12 protein-coding genes are annotated in these 18,627 nt (G+C 70.7%); 6 read left to right on the forward strand and 6 right to left on the reverse strand.

What is annotated here, in order from left to right:
• Positions 1-5 precede the first annotated feature (5 nt).
• From N5875_RS04490 to N5875_RS04505, 4 genes are all read right to left on the reverse strand, one after another.
• Positions 6-1,529 (reverse strand): alpha-N-arabinofuranosidase, encoded by a 1,524-nt coding sequence (locus N5875_RS04490; RefSeq protein ID WP_338491983.1) that lies wholly within the window; start codon positions 1,527-1,529, stop codon positions 6-8.
• Positions 1,530-1,632: 103 nt separating this feature from the next.
• The gene (locus tag N5875_RS04495) at positions 1,633-2,436 is read right to left on the reverse strand and encodes a phosphatidate cytidylyltransferase (protein WP_338491984.1); all 804 of its coding nucleotides are present in this window, start codon (positions 2,434-2,436) and stop codon (positions 1,633-1,635) included.
• Positions 2,433-4,364 carry an aminotransferase class I/II-fold pyridoxal phosphate-dependent enzyme gene (locus N5875_RS04500; protein ID WP_338491985.1) on the reverse strand — a complete coding sequence of 644 codons (1,932 nt, stop codon included), beginning with the start codon at positions 4,362-4,364 and terminating at the stop codon, positions 2,433-2,435. The genes N5875_RS04495 and N5875_RS04500 overlap by 4 nt, the downstream gene beginning before the upstream one ends.
• A 173-nt stretch (positions 4,365-4,537) precedes the next feature.
• Positions 4,538-7,450 carry a glycoside hydrolase family 48 protein gene (locus N5875_RS04505; RefSeq protein WP_338491987.1) on the reverse strand — a complete coding sequence of 971 codons (2,913 nt, stop codon included), beginning with the start codon at positions 7,448-7,450 and terminating at the stop codon, positions 4,538-4,540.
• A 320-nt stretch (positions 7,451-7,770) separates the two neighbouring features.
• On the opposite strand from N5875_RS04505, the gene N5875_RS04510 reads away from it, so the two are divergent.
• Positions 7,771-9,279, forward strand: coding sequence for a cellulase family glycosylhydrolase (locus N5875_RS04510; protein ID WP_338499088.1), 1,509 nt, complete (start codon positions 7,771-7,773; stop codon positions 9,277-9,279).
• 83 nt (positions 9,280-9,362) lie between these two features.
• On the forward strand, positions 9,363-11,108 hold the full coding sequence (locus N5875_RS04515; RefSeq protein WP_338491989.1) for a glycoside hydrolase family 6 protein: 1,746 nt from the start codon (positions 9,363-9,365) through the stop codon (positions 11,106-11,108).
• Positions 11,109-11,235: 127 nt separating this feature from the next.
• On the opposite strand, the gene N5875_RS04520 is transcribed toward N5875_RS04515, so the two are convergent.
• Together N5875_RS04520 and N5875_RS04525 are read right to left on the reverse strand one after the other, a co-directional pair.
• Positions 11,236-12,150 (reverse strand): NAD(P)-binding domain-containing protein, encoded by a 915-nt coding sequence (locus N5875_RS04520; protein ID WP_318209346.1) that lies wholly within the window; start codon positions 12,148-12,150, stop codon positions 11,236-11,238.
• Between the two features lie 128 nt (positions 12,151-12,278).
• Complete coding sequence (locus N5875_RS04525) at positions 12,279-13,352, reverse strand: LacI family DNA-binding transcriptional regulator (RefSeq protein ID WP_318209347.1); 1,074 nt, start codon at positions 13,350-13,352, stop codon at positions 12,279-12,281.
• 327 nt (positions 13,353-13,679) lie between these two features.
• Between N5875_RS04525 and N5875_RS04530 the strand changes: the two genes are divergently transcribed.
• From N5875_RS04530 to N5875_RS04545, 4 genes are all read left to right on the forward strand, one after another.
• Positions 13,680-15,026 carry an ABC transporter substrate-binding protein gene (locus N5875_RS04530; RefSeq protein WP_318209348.1) on the forward strand — a complete coding sequence of 449 codons (1,347 nt, stop codon included), beginning with the start codon at positions 13,680-13,682 and terminating at the stop codon, positions 15,024-15,026.
• Positions 15,027-15,113: 87 nt separating this feature from the next.
• Entirely contained in the window at positions 15,114-16,118 is a 1,005-nt protein-coding gene (locus N5875_RS04535; protein ID WP_318209349.1) for a sugar ABC transporter permease, read from the forward strand.
• A gap of 4 nt (positions 16,119-16,122) precedes the next feature.
• Positions 16,123-17,043, forward strand: coding sequence for a carbohydrate ABC transporter permease (locus N5875_RS04540; protein WP_318209350.1), 921 nt, complete (start codon positions 16,123-16,125; stop codon positions 17,041-17,043).
• A gap of 83 nt (positions 17,044-17,126) precedes the next feature.
• Positions 17,127-18,569, forward strand: coding sequence for a GH1 family beta-glucosidase (locus N5875_RS04545; RefSeq protein WP_318209351.1), 1,443 nt, complete (start codon positions 17,127-17,129; stop codon positions 18,567-18,569).
• The last annotated feature ends 58 nt before the right edge of the window (positions 18,570-18,627 follow it).

Genomic DNA, 18,627 nt, shown 5'->3' on the forward strand with positions numbered 1-18,627 from the left:
GGCCGTCAGCGCAGCCGGATCACGTTCCACGACATCGGCTCCAGGACGGCCCGCAGCGTCCCGTCCACGAGCGTCGCACCCGTCACCGCGTGCGGCGCGACCCGCTCCGGCTCGTCGAGGGTGTTGGACGCCTCCGGGTCCGCGTCCGCGAGCGCGCTGTGCTCGACGACCCGGCTCAGTTCGAGTCCGCGCAGGGCGACGTCGAGTGTCAGGGGCGCGTTCCGGCCACGGTTGACCGCGAAGACGGTGACACCGCCGTCCTCGTCGCGTACGGCCGTGGCGTGCAGCAGCGGGACGTCGCCGTACCGCTCCGTGGGATAAGTCGGCGAGTCGACGCGCACGTCGAGGACGGTTCCCCGGCCGTACCGGGAGGCCTGGGCGAAGGGGAAGAAGGTGGTCTGGCGCCAGGCGGGGCCGCCGGGCTCGGTCATGATCGGGGCGATCACGTTGACCAGCTGGGCGAGACAGGCGACGGCGACCCGGTCGGCGTGCCGGAGCAGGGTGATGAGGAGGCTGCCGAACACGACGGCGTCGGTGACCGTGTAGACGTCCTCCAGGAGGCGCGGGGCCTCCTGCCAGTCCTCCACCGGGTGGGGGTTGGGCCTGCGCTGGTACCAGACGTTCCACTCGTCGAAGGAGAGGGTGAGCCGCTTCGCCGACTTCAGCCGCGCCCCGACGTGGTCGCAGGTGGCGACGACCTCCTGGATGAAGGCCTCCATCTCGACGGCCGAGGCGAGGAAGGAGTCGCGGTCGCCGTCGGTCTCCTCGTAGTAGGCGTGCAGCGAGACGTGGTCGACGACCTCGTACGTCTCGGCGAGGACGGTGGCCTCCCAGGCGGCGAAGGTGGGAAGTCCGCGCGCGGAGCTGCCGCAGGCGACGAGTTCGAGGCCGGGGTCGATCTGACGCAGGGCACGCGCGGTCTGGGCGGCGAGCCGGCCGTACTCCTCGGCGGTCTTCTGCCCGGTCTGCCAGGTGCCGTCCATCTCGTTGCCCAGGCACCAGAGGCGGATGCCGAAGGGGTCCTTGTCGCCGTGGGCGACCCGGCGGTCGGAGAGTTCGGTGCCGCCGGGGTGGTTGGCGTACTCGACGAGGTCCATCGCCTCGGTGATGCCCCGGGTGCCGAGGTTGAGCGCCATCATCGGCTCGGCCTGCGGGCCGACCTTCCGCAGGAAGGCGATGAACTCGCCCAGGCCGAAGCGGTTGGTCTCGGTGGACCGCCAGGCGACGTCGAGTCGACGCGGGCGCTCCTCGACGGGCCCGACACCGTCCTCCCAGCGGTAGCCGGAGACGAAGTTGCCGCCGGGGTAGCGGATCGCGGTGACCCCCAGCTCGCGGACGAGTTCCAGCACGTCGGTGCGGAGTCCGTCCTCGTCGGCGGCGGGGTGGCCGGGCTCGTGGATGCCGGTGTAGACGCAGCGGCCGAGGTGCTCGACGAAGGAGCCGAAGAGTCGGGGGTCGACGGGGCCGACGGTGAAGTCGGGGTCGAGGGTGAAACGAGCGGTGCGGGTGGTGCGTTCGGTGCGGGACACGCGATTCCCTCCTACGTTCTCGTTCAGGACGTTCGACATATCGACCAACGGTCGTATGTCCGAACGAGAACGTAGGAGGGGAGCTCGCGCGCGTCAATGGACCTCAGCCCAGGACCAGTACCACCGCCAGGGCGACGAGGAGGGAGTCGATCCGGTCGAGCAGACCGCCGGAGCCGGGCAGCCAACGGCCGGCGTCCTTGGCGTGGGCGCCCCTCTTGACCATCGACTCCAGCAGGTCGCCGAGCGGGCCCCCGACCGCGACGGCGAGCGCCGTCTGCCACGTCAGGGACGACAGCACGGCGAGCGTGCCGAGACCAGCGGCCGCCCCGGCCAGGGTGCCGCTCCAGCGCTTGGCGGGCGACAGCGGGGAGAGCCGGGGGCCGCCGAGACGGCGACCCGCCGCGTACGCGACGATGTCGGCGATCGACACGGCCACGAAGAGTACGAGACCGAGCGCGCCCATCGACACGAGGCCGGCCAGGACGCCCAGCCACACGAGCCCCAACAGGCCCGCCGTCAGTCGGCGGAGCCCGTGCTCGGCGTCGCCCGACAGCAGCGGCGCCCCGGCGATCGCGAGCGCTCCGACCGCCGCGACCCTGAGCACCTCCCCGGGCGCGAGCCAGACGGTCAGGACGAGCCCGACGACGGCCGCGCCGAGCAGCACCCGGTCCACCGCGCCCAGGCTCAGCAGTCCGCCGTACTCGGCCACGGCGACCACCCCGACCACGGCCGCGAGCACGGCGATCCCCGGTGGGCCGAACCAGAACGCGGCGGTGACCACGGGTACTCCGAGGGCCCACACGCACCAGCGGACCATCAGCTCGCGCCGTCGGGTCGCCGCCACCGCGAGTCCTCCGGCGGCCAGTGCCCCGCCGAGGTAGGGCACGAGACCGGCGACCGTCGTCACCCGGAGACCCGCCCGTCCGGCCCGCCGGACGCCACTGGCACGACCGATGCCAGCGACACGTCCGGCGCCACCGGCGCACCCGAACCCACCGGCACGCCCGTCGCCACCGGCGCACCCGAACCCACCGACACACCCGTCGCCACCCGCGCACCCGACCCCACCGGCACACCCAGCGCCTCCGGCACGCCCAGCGCCCCCGACGCCACCGGCGACCGCAGCGCGTCCAGGGCGCTCCGGACCGCCGCCACGATCCGCGTGTTCTCCGCCGTGTCGCGGACGGCGACACGGACGGTCCGCCCCTCGTACGAGGGAGACATCGGCGACAGGTCCCGCAGGTACACGTCGTGGCGACGGCACTCGCGCACCAGCCGGGCCGCGCTCGGCCCGTCCGGCGGCAGGGTCATGGTGAGGAAGTTCGCCACCCCCTCGTCGACCGAGGCGAGCCCGTCGAGCGCCGCGAGCCCGTCGGCCAGCCCCCGGCGCAGCGCGGCGGTGCGCGCCCAGCGTTCCGCGTAGTACGCGGGTTCGCGCAGCGCCGTCACCGCGGCCAGCTGGGCCGGCAGGCTGACGGGCCACGGCGGCGTCCACCGGCGCAACTCCCCTGCCGTTTCCGGGTCTGCCACCAGATAGGCGGCCCGCATCCCCGACAGTGCGTACATCTTCGACAGCGAGGTGCAGACCACGACCCGGGGGTCGACCGAGGCGAGCCCGGCCAGCGAGTCCGCCGGATCGACATAGCCCAGGTACGCCTCGTCGATCCACCACCGGGTCCGCGCGGGCGAGGCCTCGATCACCGCGCGCAGGGCGTCGGCGGGAGCGTGGACGCCGGTCGGGTTGTTCGGATTGACCACCACCACGAGGTCGTACCGTCCGCTCCGGGTCGCGTCCGCGAGCCGGGCAGGATCGAGCAGCCAGCCGTCCTCCCGGCGCAGCCGGAGCCGGTCGACCCGGCAGCCGATCACGCGCTCGGTGACATGGGCGTACTCGCCGTAGCTCGGGTCGAGCAGGAGCACCCGGCTCTCCGGCGTCAGCCACCGGCCGAACGCACGGAAGATCAGGTCGGACGAGCCCGCCCCGACGACCAGTGACTCCGACGGCAGCCCACGGACCGCGGCGAGCTCCGCGAGCAGCCCTTCCGCGCCGGTCGGCGGCGAGGTCCGCGCCGTCCATCCCGGGTCCTCCGACAGGGCCGCGCGGACCGCCGGCGCCGGTGCGAACCACGCGTCCAACACATCGGCGGCCACCACCTCATGACGTCGCGTCAGCGTTCTGAAGTCCGTTCCGATCGCCGAGAAGAAGGCCCCGCCGTGCTCACAGCCGTCCGCGCGTGGCGCGAACGGCACGTCCAGCCGCCAGTCGAGTCCTGCCCGCAATCGCTCCAGTGTCCGGCCGTGGCGCTCCCCGACCGTCCTCGTCAGCTCGGCCACGGAGCCGCTCAGCACCTCGAACGAGACGGCACCCGAGCGGACCGTGTGCCCCACCGGCCGCAGCCCGGCGGCGAGGTACATGTCGAGCAGCTCCGTGCGTCCCATCGCCACCACCCGGCGACCGCCCCGCGCCGCGACCCAGCGCAGCGCCGCGTACATGAGGAGCGGCGCCGCGGCGGTGGACCGCCAGCGTTCCTCGACGGTCAGGATGCGGATCTCGAACGGCTCCTCCTCCGTCAGGACCGGCAGCTCCTCGCGCGTCAGGTACTTGTCCAGGGCGTAGCGGCCCACCCAGGGCGGGGTGAGGCTGACGAAGCCGATCCGCGTCTCCCCGCGGGCGGCCACCAGATACACGTTGTCGCCGTCGAGTCCGTCGCTCAGCCGCCCCGACGGATCCACCGCGTGCTGGCCCAACTCCTCCGCGTACACACGATGGCGCAGTTCGTGGATCCAGTCGTGATCGCGAGCCGTGGCAGCGCGCAGCTGCAGGGCGTGGTCCATGCGTGTCCCCTTGAGACGTTCCGGCGTTCGCGCACCAGTGTGGAAGATCGCGGACGACGAGACCTGAGTACGCGTACTCAGCCCCGGGGGGGGAACGGCCGAAGGCCGGGCGGGCCCCTTTCGGGGTCCGCCCGGCCTCGTCGTACGCGGAACCGCTCCGTGCGGGGCGGCTGTTATTCGAGCAGCTCCGCGTACGAGCCCATGGCCAGGGCGATGTCCGCCTGGGCCCAGAACCGGTGGTACGTGAAGACGGGCGCGGCACCGCCCGCGAGATAGGCCTCGATCTTCGGCCAGGCCGGGTCGTCCTGGTAGAAGGTGCGGATCGAGGCGAAGGTGGAGGAGTTGTTCACCGTGTCGCCGTTCGGCATGGCCCCGGTCCAGCCGGTCGGGACGTACACGGGGTCGTCGAAGCGGTTGTAGTCGGCGCGGGTCTCCTCGACGGCGATGCCCAGCGGGTCCTGGTGGTGGTCCCACATGCCGTCGAGCAGGGCCTTGGCGACGCGCTTGGCCTCGGCGTGGCCGGACTTGGCCGCGTAGTAGGTGAGGGTCTTGGCGTAGGCGGCGGCGACGCCGACGTCGTTCGTGTAGTCGGCGACGGTGACGTGCAGCCCGGCGTTGGCGCCGGGGTTCGCCGCGTTCCAGGTGTCGGGCTTGCCGGACCACTGGAGGGTGGAGGGGATGCGGTAGGTGCCGTCCGGGTTGATCGTGGTCTTGGACAGCGCCCAGGAGACCCACTTGTCGAGGACGGTCTTCGCCGCGGCGTCACCGGTCTGCTGGTAGTACTCGGCGACCCGCTCCATGGACCAGGCCTGGAAGCCGAACCACTGGTTGGACGCGGGGTCGTGGTAGACGGGCTTCTCGTCGTAGTAGAGGCCGTGGAAGGTGGGGGTGCCGGCCGGCGGGGTGGCGTAGCGGCCCTGCCAGCTGTTGGTGGCGCCGCCCGCGATGGCGCCCTCGTCGGACTGGAGCCAGCGGTAGAACTCCAGCTGCCGGTCGAGGCTGGTCGCCCAGTCGGCCTGGCCCGTCGCCGACTTGGGCTTGAGCGGGGCGTACTCGCTGAGCGCGTAGGCGGCGAGCGGGTTCTGGTAACCGCTGTGGTTGTGGCTGGAACCGATCCGCCAGGACCATCCGGCGGAGGTGTCGGTGGCGCCGCCCCAGGCGTAGTACCAGGACATCAGGTAGGTCGCGCTGTCCTTGCCGGTACCGGCCGGGCAGGCGGTCGGGCCGACGCAGTCGCCTACCTTCTTGAAGTACTTGTCGAACATCGCGTACCGCAGGTAGTCGCCCATCTTGGCGGCCTTGCCGACGGTCGCGGAGACCTGTGTCCCCTTGCCCTGCTCCTTGGCCCAGAGGTCGGCCCAGTAGGCGGCCTGGACGGCGCGGGCGTCGGCGTCGGGGGCGTTGGTGAACTTCCACTGCTTGGCGTAGGAGGCGTCGCCTGTGAAGAGGTCGAGGTAGCCGTTCCTACCGCCGTAGGAGAAGTTGTCGCAGGTCGGGTGGGTGACGGTCTCCCAGACGGACTCCTGCGGGCCGCGCTGGAAGGTGTTGATGTACGAGGGGCCGGTCGCCGTCGGTCCTGCGGAGCACTTGCCGGGCTCGTTGCCGAAGCCGTAGACGTTGTCGACGTCCTGGATCCAGTGCATGCCGTAGATGTCGTCGGTGCCGTAGGCGCTCTTGAGCTCGCCGGCGATCGGGTCGGAGCCGGAGGTCACTCCGCCGTCGAGCCGGGCCGGGTACTGCGAGGGCAGGTCCAACTCAGGGGCGTACGTCGCCGGCTTCGAGGCGTTGTAGGAGCCGGTGGTGGGCGTGTCGGCGTGGGTGGGGATCATGAATTTCTCCATGGTGTCCCAGGCGCCGTTGAACTTGGTCCAGTCGCCGGTGATCTTGCCGTACATGGCCTGGAGCCAGATGAGGTAGCTGTACGCCTCCGAGGTCGTCTCGTGCCCGTGGTCGGGGGCCTCGACGATCAGGGTCTCGACGGAGTGGTACGGGATGCCCTCGGGCGAGAAGTAGCCGTTGGCCGGGTTGGTGATCTTCCCGTGGAGGTCGAGGAAGCGGGCGTCGTACGTGGAGTTCGCGGCCAGCTGCGCGACGGTGACCTCGGCCTTGGCGTGGCCGGGGGCGGTCGCGGTGAAGACGGCGGAGCCGGTGCCGGTGGCCGCGGCGGCGACGGTCACCTTCTGGGCGGTGTTCCAGTTCGCCGGGGTGAAGGTGAGCGCGGCCGGGGTCGCGGTGAGGTTGGTGTTGCCCGAGGTACGGGCGACGCTCACCGTGACGTTGGCGGTGGGGGCGGTGGAGAGCTTCAGGTCGAAGGTGCCGGTGGCGCCCTGGCGCACGCCGAGCTGGCTCGGGGCGGCGACGAGCGAGGGGCCCGCGGCGACGGTGATGCCGACGGGCGCCGACTCGGCGGAGGCGCCGAGGCTGTCGTAGGCCTTGGCGTAGAGGGAGTGGGCGCCGGTGGCGAGGCCGGCGGCGCTGTGGGTGAACGGCGCGGTGGTGTCCGTGCCCAGGAGCGTGGTGTCGCTGTAGAACTCCACCTTGCTCACGGTGGCGCTGTCGGCCGCGGCTGCCGTCGCGGCGAGCGGCACCGCGTCGCCCTGGCTGTAGACGGCCCCCGGGGCGGGGCTGGTGAGGACGGCGACGGGGGGCTGGTGAGCGCCGGCGCACGTGGTGCCGTTGACGGCGAAGTCGGTCGGGGCGGCGTTGGCCCCGCTGTAGGTGAACTGGGCTCCGGTGGTGGCGGCGGCCCCCGCTGCGAGGGTGCCGTTCCAGGACGCGTTGGTCACCGTGACGTTCTTGCCGGACTGGGTCCAGGTGCCGCTCCAGCCGTTGGTGAGCTTCTGGTCGCCGGCGTAGGAGTACGTCAGCGTCCAGCCGTTCAGCGGCTCGGTGGCCCGGTTGGTGAGCGTGAGTTCGGCGGTGAAGCCCGAACCCCAGTCGTTGGTCTTGTAGTCGACGCTGCACTGGACGGCGGCGGCCTGGGCCGTCGTGGCTCCGACGGCCGTGAGGCCGAGGGGGAGGGAGAGCGCCGCGGCCAGCGCGGTCAGCTGCCGGCGGGATCGCGTTCTCGGGCGGAGACGTGGCATGCGGGTGGTTCTCCTCGCGGCTCGGAAGGTCGGGGGTGCGAAGAGCTGAAACGTTCGAAGGTCAAGCCTTGACCAGTGGGAGCGCTCCCACTGTGCAGTTGGGGCGCCACCCCGTCAAGGTGTGTGAGGAAGTCGAAGCCAAAACCCAGGGAATTTACTCAACTCCTCTTTTGCTTGGCGTCAGTTGCCGCTACGGTCTGCCCCGACCCAGTGGGAGCGATTCCATCCAGTCGGCGCACCGCCAGGTGTGCCCTCGCTGCGAGGACTCGCTCATGCATCCCCCACGTCTGTCCGCGCTGCTCTCCGGAGTGGCGCTCACGATGGCGAGCACCGCGTTCGCCCTCATGGGTACGGCCTCAGGAGCCGCGGCCGCACCCGCTTGCACGGTGGAGCACTCGGTCGCCGGCCAATGGTCCGGCGGCTACCAGGGCGCCCTCACCGTCACCAACAACAGCGCCGCGCTGGACGGTTGGAGCCTCGGCTTCGACTTCCCGGCCGGCCAGGTGGTCAGCCAGGGCTGGGGCGGCAAGTGGTCCCAGTCCGCCGCCTCCGTCACCGTGACGAACGAGAGCTGGAACGCCTCGCTCGGCACGGGCGCGAAGGTGACGGCCGGATTCATCGCCTCGTGGACGGGGACCAACACGGCCCCCACCGCGTTCACGCTCAACGGCACGCCCTGCGTCACCACCGGGCCCACGCCGACCCCGACCCCCACCCCCACCACTCCGACGACTCCCCCGACCACTCCTCCGACCACCCCGCCCACCACTCCCCCGACGACTCCGCCGACCGAGCCGCCGCCGACTCCGGTCACCGGCGCGCCCGAACTCGGCGTCGTCGGCAACAAGTTCGTCGACCAGAACGGCGCGGTCCGCCGTCTGCTCGGCGTCAACCGCTCCGGCGGCGAGTTCATGTGCGTCCAGGGCTACGGCATCTGGGACGGTCCCGTCGACGACGCCTCGATCAAGGCGATCGCCGACTGGAAGGCCAACACGGTCCGCATCCCCCTCAACGAGGAGTGCTGGCTCGGCCTGGACAACATCAAGCCCGAGTACCGGGGCACGAACTACATCAACGCCGTGAAGGACCTGGTCACCAAGGTCATCGCGCACGGCATGACCCCGGTGGTCGAACTCCACTGGACGTACGGCCAGTACACGGGCAACTCCGCGGGCTGCGCCGACGTCCACGCCTCCTGCCAGAAGCCGATGCCCAACGCCCAGTACACGCCGGCGTTCTGGACCTCGGTGGCGAACACCTTCAAGAACGACAAGCGGGTCGTCTTCGACCTGTTCAACGAGCCCTATCCGGACCGGGCGACCTCCACCGCGACCCAGGCGTGGACCTGCTGGCGCGACGGCGGCACCTGCCCCGGCATCGGCTACGAGGTCGCCGGCATGCAGGACCTGCTGGACGCCGTCCGCGCCACGGGGGCGAAGAACCTCGTCCTCGTCCCCGGCATCGCGTACTCCAACGACCTGAGCCAGTGGCTCACGTACCGCCCCACGGATTCGGCGGCGAATCTGGCCGCCGCCTGGCACGTCTACAACTTCAACACCTGCGCCAATGAGACGTGCTGGAACGACACCCTCGCCCCGGTAGCCGCACAGGTACCTCTGCTCGCGGGTGAGATCGGCGAGAACACCTGCGGACACGCGTTCATCGACCGCGTCATGAAGTGGTTCGACGACCGCGGCCTCTCGTACCTCGGCTGGACCTGGAACACCTGGAACTGCAACTCCGGGCCCGCGCTGATCAGTTCGTACGACGGCACACCCACCGCGTTCGGCATCGGGCTGCGCGACCACCTGCGCGCCCTCACCCCGTGAATGGGCCCGCGAAGGGCCCCGACCCCCTGAAAGATCCCCTGAAAAATTCCCTGCAAAATCCCCTGAAAGGAACCCCCACCCGCATGAGCCGCACCAGTCGCACCAGCCGCACCGCCCTCCTGGCGGCCCTCGGCCTCATCACGGCCACCGGCGCCACCGCCACCGTCTTCGGCACCGCCACCGCCGGCGCCGCCGCCCCGGGCTGCAAGGTCGACTACCAGGTCACCAACCAGTGGAGCACCGGCTTCGGCGCCAACGTGACCGTCACCAACACCGGTGACCCGGTCTCCGCCTGGACCCTGGAGTGGTCCTACGCCGGCAACCAGCAGGTCACCCAGGGCTGGAACGCCACCATCACCCAGGCCGGCGCCGCCGTCACCGCCAAGAACGCCTCCTACAACGGCGCCCTGGCCACCGGCGGTTCCACCTCCTTCGGCTTCAACGGCACGTACAGCGGCACCAACGCCGTGCCCGCCACCTTCAAGCTGAACGGTGTCACCTGCAACGGGGCCACCGAGCCGACCGAGCCCCCGACCACCCCGCCCACCACTCCCCCGACCACCCCGCCGCCGGCCGGCAGCAAGGTCGACAACCCGTACGCCGGCGCCAAGGTGTACGTGAACCCCGACTGGAGCGCGAAGGCCGCCGCCGAGCCCGGCGGCAGCAGGATCGCCAACCAGCCCACCGGCGTATGGATGGACCGGATCGCCGCCATCAACGGCACCCCCGGCGCCAGGGGCCTGCGCGCCCACCTCGACGAAGCCCTGAAGCAGAAGGGCTCCGGAGAGCTCGTCGTCCAGCTGGTCATCTACAACCTGCCGGGCCGCGACTGCGCGGCGCTCGCCTCCAACGGCGAGCTGGGCGCCACGGAGATCGGCCGCTACAAGACCGAGTACATCGACCCGATCGCCGCGATCCTCGCCGACCCCAAGTACGCGGGCCTGCGGATCGTCAACGCGGTCGAGATCGACTCGCTGCCGAACCTGGTCACCAACGTCTCCGGCCGTCCGACGGCCACCGCCAACTGTGACGTCATGAAGGCCAACGGCAACTACATCACCGGTGTCGGCTACGCCCTCAACAAGCTGGGCTCGATCGGCAACGTCTACAACTACGTCGACGCCGGCCACCACGGCTGGCTGGGCTGGGACAGCAACTTCGGCCCGTCCGCCGAGCTGTTCAAGACGGCCGCCACGGCCGAGGGCTCCACGGTCGACAAGGTGCACGGCTTCATCGTCAACACCGCCAACTACAGCGCCCTGAAGGAGGACCACTTCAAGATCGGGGACTCCGTCAACGGCACCTCGGTGCGCACGTCGAAGTGGATCGACTGGAACCAGTACACCGACGAGCTGTCGTACGCCCAGGCGATGCGCGACAAGCTGGTCTCGATCGGCTTCAACAGCAACCTCGGCATGCTGGTCGACACCTCCCGCAACGGCTGGGGCGGCACCCAGCGGCCCACCGGCCCGGGGGCGCTGACCAACGTCGACACGTACGTCAACGGAGGCAAGTACGACCGCCGCATCCACCTCGGCAACTGGTGCAACCAGTCCGGTGCCGGTCTCGGCGAACGGCCCCAGCCGGCGCCCGCCGCGGGCATCGACGCGTACGTCTGGATGAAGCCCCCGGGCGAGTCCGACGGCGCCTCCAAGGAGATCCCGAACACCGAGGGCAAGGGCTTCGACCGGATGTGCGACCCGACGTACACGGGCAACGTCCGTAACGGGAACAGCATGTCGGGTGCGCTGCCGGACTCCCCGCTCGCGGGCGCCTGGTTCTCGGCACAGTTCCAGGAGCTCATGAAGAACGCCCACCCGGCGCTGTGACACCCCTCGCGAGGGTGTGACACCCCTGGCGAGATCCCTCGCACGAGGCCTGCGGCCGGCCGGACCCCCGGGTCCCGGCCGGCCGCGGGCTGTCAGGCGGCGGCGACGACAGGAGGCCGTCGTCGCACTACTTCCTGAAGTGCTCGACCAGACGCGCGTAGCTGTCGCCGCCGAACCCCTCTTCCACGGCCTTGTTCACCAACTCAAGGGTGTAGCGGGGGAACTCGGCGTCGATGTTCCGCGCCGCACTCTCACGGACCAGGTCCTCGACCGACGGCCGGTGGTGCTGGAGTGCTCCGTACTCCGTCGCGTACTCCCCGCGGTCGACCTCGTCGGCGATCATCGGGAAGGACGCGAGGAGCGCCGCCAAGGAGGCCTGGGCATCGTCCAGGAACCGCTTCACCTCGATGCCCTCGCTGGACAGCAGGGCGGCCGCGTGCAGGAAGCCGTTGAGCGTGCCCCACATGGTGCCGTGCACGGCCATGCCGTACAGGGCCGGTACGCCGGCGTCCTCGCCGATCAGGGTGCCCCGACCGCCGATGCGCCGGAGCACCGGCTGAAAGCGGTCGTGGACGGAGGCGGAACCACCGTAGAAGACCACGCTCTCCGCTCCTCCGACGCCCGGAGCGATCGTCATGATCTGGCCGTGGAGGTACTGCGCGCCCCGGCCCTCGACCCAGTCGGCCACCGCCCTGGCCTCCGCCGACGTACCGTCCGTCAGGTTGACGACGGCCCGGCCGGAGAGCGCGTCGCCCGACGCGTCGAGCAGCTCGCGGGCCGTGGTGGCACCCTTCACGCTGACGACCACGACGGAACCGGCGGCGACGGCCTCGCGGACGGTCGCGGCCCTCACCGCTCCCTTGGCCACCAGGGAGTCGGCCTTCTCCGGCGTACGGTTCCACACGGTGGTCGGATGCCCGCCGTCCAGGAACGCGTGCGCGAGCGCCAGGCCCATCTCACCCAGACCGATCACGGTCACGGTCACGGGCGGCTGGGCGGCGGTCTGTGCTGTGGTGGTGGTCTGTGCTGTGGTGGTGGTCATCGACGTCATCCCTCTGTCGGGTCGCCCCGGACCATCGTCCGGGGCACCTGTGGTGGTCCGAGGAACGTCACGCTAAAAACTGAACCGCGCTTGAGGTCAAGGGGAGACGGATAGGAATCCGTTTTTCCTCAGCAGGACTCACGCGCGATCAGTTCCGTCGGCAGCACGTGCCGGCGGGGCTCCTCCGGCGCCTCCGCGCCTCCCTGGATCTCCCGGATCAGCATCCGCGCCATGGTGCGCCCCATCTCCTCGATCGGCTGCCGCACACTCGTCAGCGGCGGGTCCATCAGCCGCGCCACCGCCGAGTCGTCGACCCCCACGAGCGCCACGTCCTCCGGCACCCGCCGCCCCGCCTCCCGCAGCACCCCGCGCGCGCCGGCCGCCATCACGTCGGAGGCGGCGAAGACGGCGTCCACGTCCGGGCTGCGGTCGAGCAGCAGCCGCATGGCCCGTCGCCCGCCCTCCTCGGTGAAGTCGCCCGCCGAGACCAGCGCCTCGTCGGGGGCGAGCCCGGCCTCCGCGAGCCCCGCCCGATAGCCGCCGAGCCGGGCGCGCGCCACGTACATGTCGAGCGGCCCGGTGACGGTCGCGATCCTGCTCCGCCCGCGCCCCACGAGATGGGCGACCGCCGCCCGACCGGCCCCGATGTTGTCGGAGTCGACGTACGGGACGGGCTCCGCCTCGGAGCGGCGTCCGTTCATGACGACCGGCAGGCCCAGTTCCCTGATCCGGTCCGGCAACGGATCGTCACCGTGGACGGAGGCGAGCAGGACACCGTCGACGCGCTGGGCGGCCAGATACTGCTCGAAGCGCTGCCGTTCCTGCTCGCTGCGGACCAGAGTGAGCAGCAACTGCTTGTCGGCCTCGGCCAGTTCGGCGCTCACCCCACGGATGAGGTCGAGGAAGTACGGCTCCGCGAAGAGCCGGGCCTCGGCCTCGGGGATGACGAGAGCGATCGCGTCCGTACGGCTGCCGGCGAGCGCGCGGGCGGCCTGGTTGGGTACGTAGCCGAGTTCGGCGACGGCTCTGGCGACGGCCGTTCTGGTCTGCTCACTCACCCGAGGGGAGCCGTTGATCACCCGGGAGACCGTACCCCGGCCGACCCCGGCCCTGGCCGCGACCTGCTCCAGAGTGGGTCTGCCGCTCTGCCGTCCGCTCACAACTCCCGAACTCCCCTCGTAGGACAACGCGCAGCTCACCATGGCCCCGTCGGGAACGAAAGCAGCGATGGGAGCGCTCCCACACTAGTCCAAGCTCAGGCCCCCGCGCCATGAGGTGCATTCAGGAGATGATGCGACCGCCGCCGCCCAGGTCCGCGAAACCCCCGGAAAACCTTCCGGTAACGAATCCGCGTTCATGTCTTGACACCCACACCCGCCAGGCAGCAACCTTCCGGCAGCGACGTGGGAGCGCTCCCATCCGGGACGCACACAACCTTGCATCGGGTCCGGGCAGGCGCCGCCGAGCCGCGATCAGCCGGCCGGGCCTCTTGGCGCACAACGAGCACCACCTTGGACGAGGAGAGTGGAATGCGCACTTCCAGCAGCAGACGCGGACGCCGTGCGGCGATCGCGGCGGTCGCCGTCGTCGTGACCGGCACGACCCTGCTCACCGGTTGCGGCAGCGACGACGACGGCAAGGGCGGCGGGGGCGGCCAGAGCAACGAGAAGATCACGCTGCGGATCGGGACCTTCGGTTCCTTCGGCTACGACAACAAGACCGGCGCGAAGCTCTACGCCGAGTACGAGCGGCTCCACCCGAACATCAAGATCGAGGAATCGAACGTCTCCGACGGCCAGAAGTACTGGGACACGCTGAAGCTGCGCCTCGCCCAGAACAGCGGCGTCGCCGACATCCAGGCCGTCGAGGTCGGCTACATCGCCGAGGCGACCGGCACGGCGATGGCGAACAAGTGGGTCGACCTCGGCAAGGAGGGCGGCGCCAAGGTCGACGCCTTCCTCGACTGGAAGGTCAAGCAGGCGACGACCGGAGACGGCAAGGTCATCGCCCTCGGCACCGACATCGGCCCCATGGCCATCTGCTACAACAAGGACCTCTTCGCCAAGGCCAAGCTGCCCACCGAGCGCGACGCGGTCGGCAAGCTGTGGTCCGGCGACTGGGCCAAGTTCATCGCGACCGGCGAGAAGTACAAGGCGGCCGCGCCCGCCGGAACCTCCTTCCACGACTCGGCGAGCGGTCTCTTCAACGCCGTCGTCTCCAGCGACCCGGTGCAGTACGCCAACACCAGCGGCGAGCTCGACTGGGAGAACAGCCCCGGCGTGAAGAACGCCTGGGAGAATGCGGTCAAGGCCGCCCAGGGCGGACTGACCGCCAAGCTGCGCCAGTTCGACGAGAAGGGCACCTGGAACGCGGCCTTCAAGAACTCGAAGTTCGCCACCGTCGCCTGCCCCAGCTGGATGACCGGCATCATCAAGGACCAGGCCGGCCCCGCCAACCAGGGCAAGTGGGACATCGCCGCACCGCCGGTCGCCGGCAACTGGGGCGGCTCCTTCCTCGCCGTGCCCAAGGCCGGGAAGCACACCAAGGAGGCCGCCGAGCTGGCCGCCTGGCTGACCGCTCCGGAGCAGCACGCCAAGGTCTTCGCGGTCAACGGCAACATCCCCTCGTCCAAGGACACGCTCACCTCCTCGGCGGTCCAGGAGGCGAAGCTGCCGTACTTCGGTGACACCCCCGTCGGCAAGATCTTCTCCAGCGCGGCGTCCGGGATCACCCCCGCCGCGATCAGCCGCTACGACGGCCAGGTGAAGACCTTCCTCACCGACAACGGCATCCTCGACATCGAGCAGCGCGGCACCGACCCGGCCAAGGCCTGGGAGAACGTCAAGAAGCTGGTCGACGACAAGATCGACCAGTAGCGGGGACAGCTGCCGGTCCGCCGCCCGCGGGCGGCGGACCGGCACCGTCCGCACCACCGCACGCATCGACCCTGGAAGGACGCCCCCGTGGCCACCTCCGTTCGGGCCAGGCCGGACGGCTCCCCGCCGCCCGCCGCACCGCCCTCCTCCCCCGGCCCGCGCGGCCGCCGCCGCTCCCCCGGCGGCTGGCGCAGCACGCTCTACCGCTGGGACCTCAAGGCGATCCCGTACGTCTTCATCGCCCCCTTCTTCCTCACCTTCGCCGCCTTCGGCCTCTTCCCGCTGATCTACACCGGCTGGCTGTCGCTCAACCGGGTCGAGCTCGGCGGGGATCCGACATGGAAGGGTCTGGAGAACTACACCGACCTCGCGACCAGCGAGTTCTTCTGGAACGCGCTCTTCAACACCTTCACCATCGGGGTGATCGCGACCGTTCCCCAGCTGCTCATGGCGCTGGGCCTGGCGCATCTGCTCAACTACAAGCTCCGCGGCCGGGGCTTCTTCCGGGTCGCGATCCTCGCCCCGTACGCCACCTCGATCGCGGCGGCGACCCTGGTCTTCGCCCAGCTGTTCAACACCGACTACGGGATGATCAACGGCGTCCTCGGCTGGGTCGGCTTCGACCCGGTGAACTGGGAGTCGTCCAAGTGGCCGGCGCAGATCGCCATCTCGGTGATCGTCACCTGGCGCTGGACCGGCTACAACGCGCTGATCTACCTGGCCGCCATGCAGGCCGTGCCGCAGGACCTGTACGAGGCGGCCTCGCTCGACGGGGCCTCGCGCTGGCGCCAGTTCATCAGCGTCACGATCCCCTCGATCAAGCCGACGATCTTCTTCACGATCATCGTCTCCACCATCGGCGCCACCCAGCTCTTCGGTGAGCCGATGCTCTTCGGCGGCAGCGTCGGGATCAGTGGCGGCAGCGGCAACCAGTTCCAGACGCTGAGCCTGCTGATGTACGAGAAGGGGTGGGTGACCGGCGCGCTGGGCCAGGCTTCGGCGATCGCGTGGGTCATGCTGCTGCTCCTGCTGCTCGTCGGCGGCGTCCAGGCGCTCGTCTCCCGCCACAACCGCAAGAAGCTGGGGGGCTGACCTCATGGCGCACACACTCGACAGGAGCCCGGCGGAGTCCGGAATCCCGGCCGCCGCCCCGGCGGCCCGCCCCGGGCGCCGCTTCCGGCAGACCGCCGGCCGCCAGCACCACGCCGGACCGCTCACCTATGTGCTGCTCGTCGTGGCCGCGTTCGTCTCCCTCTTCCCGCTGTACTGGAACCTGGTCGCCGCCTCGCACAGTGGCGAACGGGTCGTGGAGGCTCCGGCGCCGCTGCTGCCCGGCAACCGTCTCCTGGACAACCTCAGCTTCGCCTGGAACCAGGTCGACATGGGCGAGGCGCTGATCAACACCACGATCGTGGCGAGCCTGGTGGCCCTGTCCACCGTGCTGTTCTCCACGCTCGCCGGTTTCGCCTTCGCCAAGCTGCCGTTCCGGGGCCGGGGCATGCTGCTCTCCCTGGTGGTCGCCACCATGACGATCCCGCCGCAGCTCAGCGTCATCCCGCTGTACCAGATCATCACCGACCTCGGCTGGTTCGACCAGCTCCAGTCGGTCGTCCTGCCCTCGCTCGTCGCCGCGTTCGGCGTGTTCTTCATGCGCCAGTTCCTGGTGGAGGCGCTGCCGATGGAGCTGGTGGAAGCGGCCCGGATGGACGGCGCGCACAGCCTCCGGATCATCTGGCACGTGGTCTTCCCGGTGGCGAGGCCCGCCATGGCCGTGCTCGGCATGCTGGTCTTCGTGCAGGCCTGGAACGACTTCTTCTGGCCCTTCATCGCCCTCACCCCGGACGGCAACCCCACCCTTCAGGTGGCGCTCGCCGGCCTCGGCGCGGGCAACCACACAGTGGACCACGCCGTCGTGCTGACCGGCGCGCTCATATCCACCGTGCCGCTCCTCCTGGTGTTCGCCTTCCTCGGCAAGCACATCGTGGGCGGCATCACCGCCGGCGCCGTCAAGAGCTGACCCCGCCGCCCCGCCCCACCCTTCCGAAGGTCTCGCACGTCTCGAACGTACCGACCCCGTACCCGCGTTGGGAGCTCTCTCCTATGACCGCGTCCGAAACCCGGCCGCTCACCGCCACCCGCTCGTTCCCGGCCGACTTCCTCTGGGGCGCGGCCACCGCCGCGTACCAGATCGAGGGAGCGGCGGCCGAGGACGGCCGTACTCCGTCCATCTGGGACACCTTCTCGCACACCCCCGGCAAGGTCTTCGAGGGGCACACCGGTGACGTGGCCGTGGACCACTACCACCGGTTCCGCGAGGACGTCGGCATCATGTCCGAACTCGGCCTGAACGCCTACCGGTTCTCCGTCTCCTGGTCCCGCGTGCAGCCCACCGGGCGCGGGCCGGCCGTCCAGAAGGGCCTGGACTTCTACCGGGCGCTCGTCGACGAGCTGCTCGCCGCCGGGATCGAACCGGCGCTCACGCTCTACCACTGGGATCTGCCGCAGGAGCTGGAGGACGCGGGCGGCTGGCCCGAGCGGTCCACCGCCGAGCGGTTCGCCGAGTACGCGGGGATCGTCGCCGACGCGGTCGGCGACCGGGTCAAGCGGTGGACCACGCTCAACGAGCCCTGGTGCAGTGCCTTCCTGGGGTACGGCTCCGGGGTGCACGCCCCCGGCCGCACGGACGCGGTCGCTTCTCTGCGGGCCGCGCACCACCTCAACCTGGGCCACGGTCTCGCGGTCCAGGCGCTGCGGGCCGCGATGCCGGCGGACCGTCAGATCTCGGTCTCGCTCAACCTGCACGAGGTGCGCCCGCTGACCGCTTCGGCGGCGGACGCGGAGGCGGCCCGCCGGATCGACGCGGTGGGCAACCGGATCTGGCTGGGCCCGATGCTGGAGGGCGCCTACCCGGAGGACCTGCTCGCCGACACGGCGCACCTCACGAACTGGTCCTTCGTCCGGGACGGCGACGCGGCCGCGGCGCACCAGCCGCTGGATCTGCTCGCCATCAACTACTACGCGCCGACCATCGTCTCCGAGGTCCCGGCGGGGGCCGAGAAGCCCCAGGACGACGGGCACGGCAACAGCGATTTCTCGCCGTGGCCCGGCGCCGACTCGGTCGCCTTCCACCGGGGTCCCGGCGAGCCGACCGCGATGGGCTGGGCGGTCGACCCGAGTGCCCTCTACGACCTGCTGACGCGGGTGTCGGACGCCTACCCCCAGCTCCCGCTGGTCATCAGCGAGAACGGGGCGGCGTACGAGGACGTGGTGTCCCCGGACGGTTCGGTGCACGATCCGCAGCGCGCCGCGTATGTGCACGCGCACCTGGAGGCCGTGCACCGGGCGATGAGCGACGGCGTGGACGTCCGCGGGTACTTCCTGTGGTCGCTGCTCGACAACTTCGAGTGGGCGTACGGCTACGCGAAGCGCTTCGGCGCGGTCCGGGTGGACTACGACACCCTGGAGCGGACCCCGAAGTCCAGCGCCCGCTGGTACGCACGGGTGGCCCGGTCGGGTGAGCTGCACGCCCCCGACGCCGGCTGAAACCCCGGGCAGCGAGGAAGGCCGTGCCGGACGTACCGGTACGGCCTTCCTCATGTCC

This window comes from Streptomyces sp. SJL17-4 (assembly GCF_036826855.1).
In the GTDB taxonomy this organism is placed as follows: domain Bacteria; phylum Actinomycetota; class Actinomycetes; order Streptomycetales; family Streptomycetaceae; genus Streptomyces.

Coding starts and splice junctions, on each gene's coding strand:
- N5875_RS04500 (WP_338491985.1), bottom strand. CDS start 4,364: ATGGACCACGCCCTGCAGCTGCGCGCTGCCACGGCTCGCGATCACGAC.
- N5875_RS04505 (WP_338491987.1), bottom strand. CDS start 7,450: ATGCCACGTCTCCGCCCGAGAACGCGATCCCGCCGGCAGCTGACCGCG.
- N5875_RS04510 (WP_338499088.1), top strand. CDS start 7,771: ATGGCGAGCACCGCGTTCGCCCTCATGGGTACGGCCTCAGGAGCCGCG.
- N5875_RS04515 (WP_338491989.1), top strand. CDS start 9,363: ATGAGCCGCACCAGTCGCACCAGCCGCACCGCCCTCCTGGCGGCCCTC.
- N5875_RS04520 (WP_318209346.1), bottom strand. CDS start 12,150: ATGACCACCACCACAGCACAGACCACCACCACAGCACAGACCGCCGCC.
- N5875_RS04525 (WP_318209347.1), bottom strand. CDS start 13,352: ATGGTGAGCTGCGCGTTGTCCTACGAGGGGAGTTCGGGAGTTGTGAGC.
- N5875_RS04530 (WP_318209348.1), top strand. CDS start 13,680: ATGCGCACTTCCAGCAGCAGACGCGGACGCCGTGCGGCGATCGCGGCG.
- N5875_RS04540 (WP_318209350.1), top strand. CDS start 16,123: ATGGCGCACACACTCGACAGGAGCCCGGCGGAGTCCGGAATCCCGGCC.
- N5875_RS04545 (WP_318209351.1), top strand. CDS start 17,127: ATGACCGCGTCCGAAACCCGGCCGCTCACCGCCACCCGCTCGTTCCCG.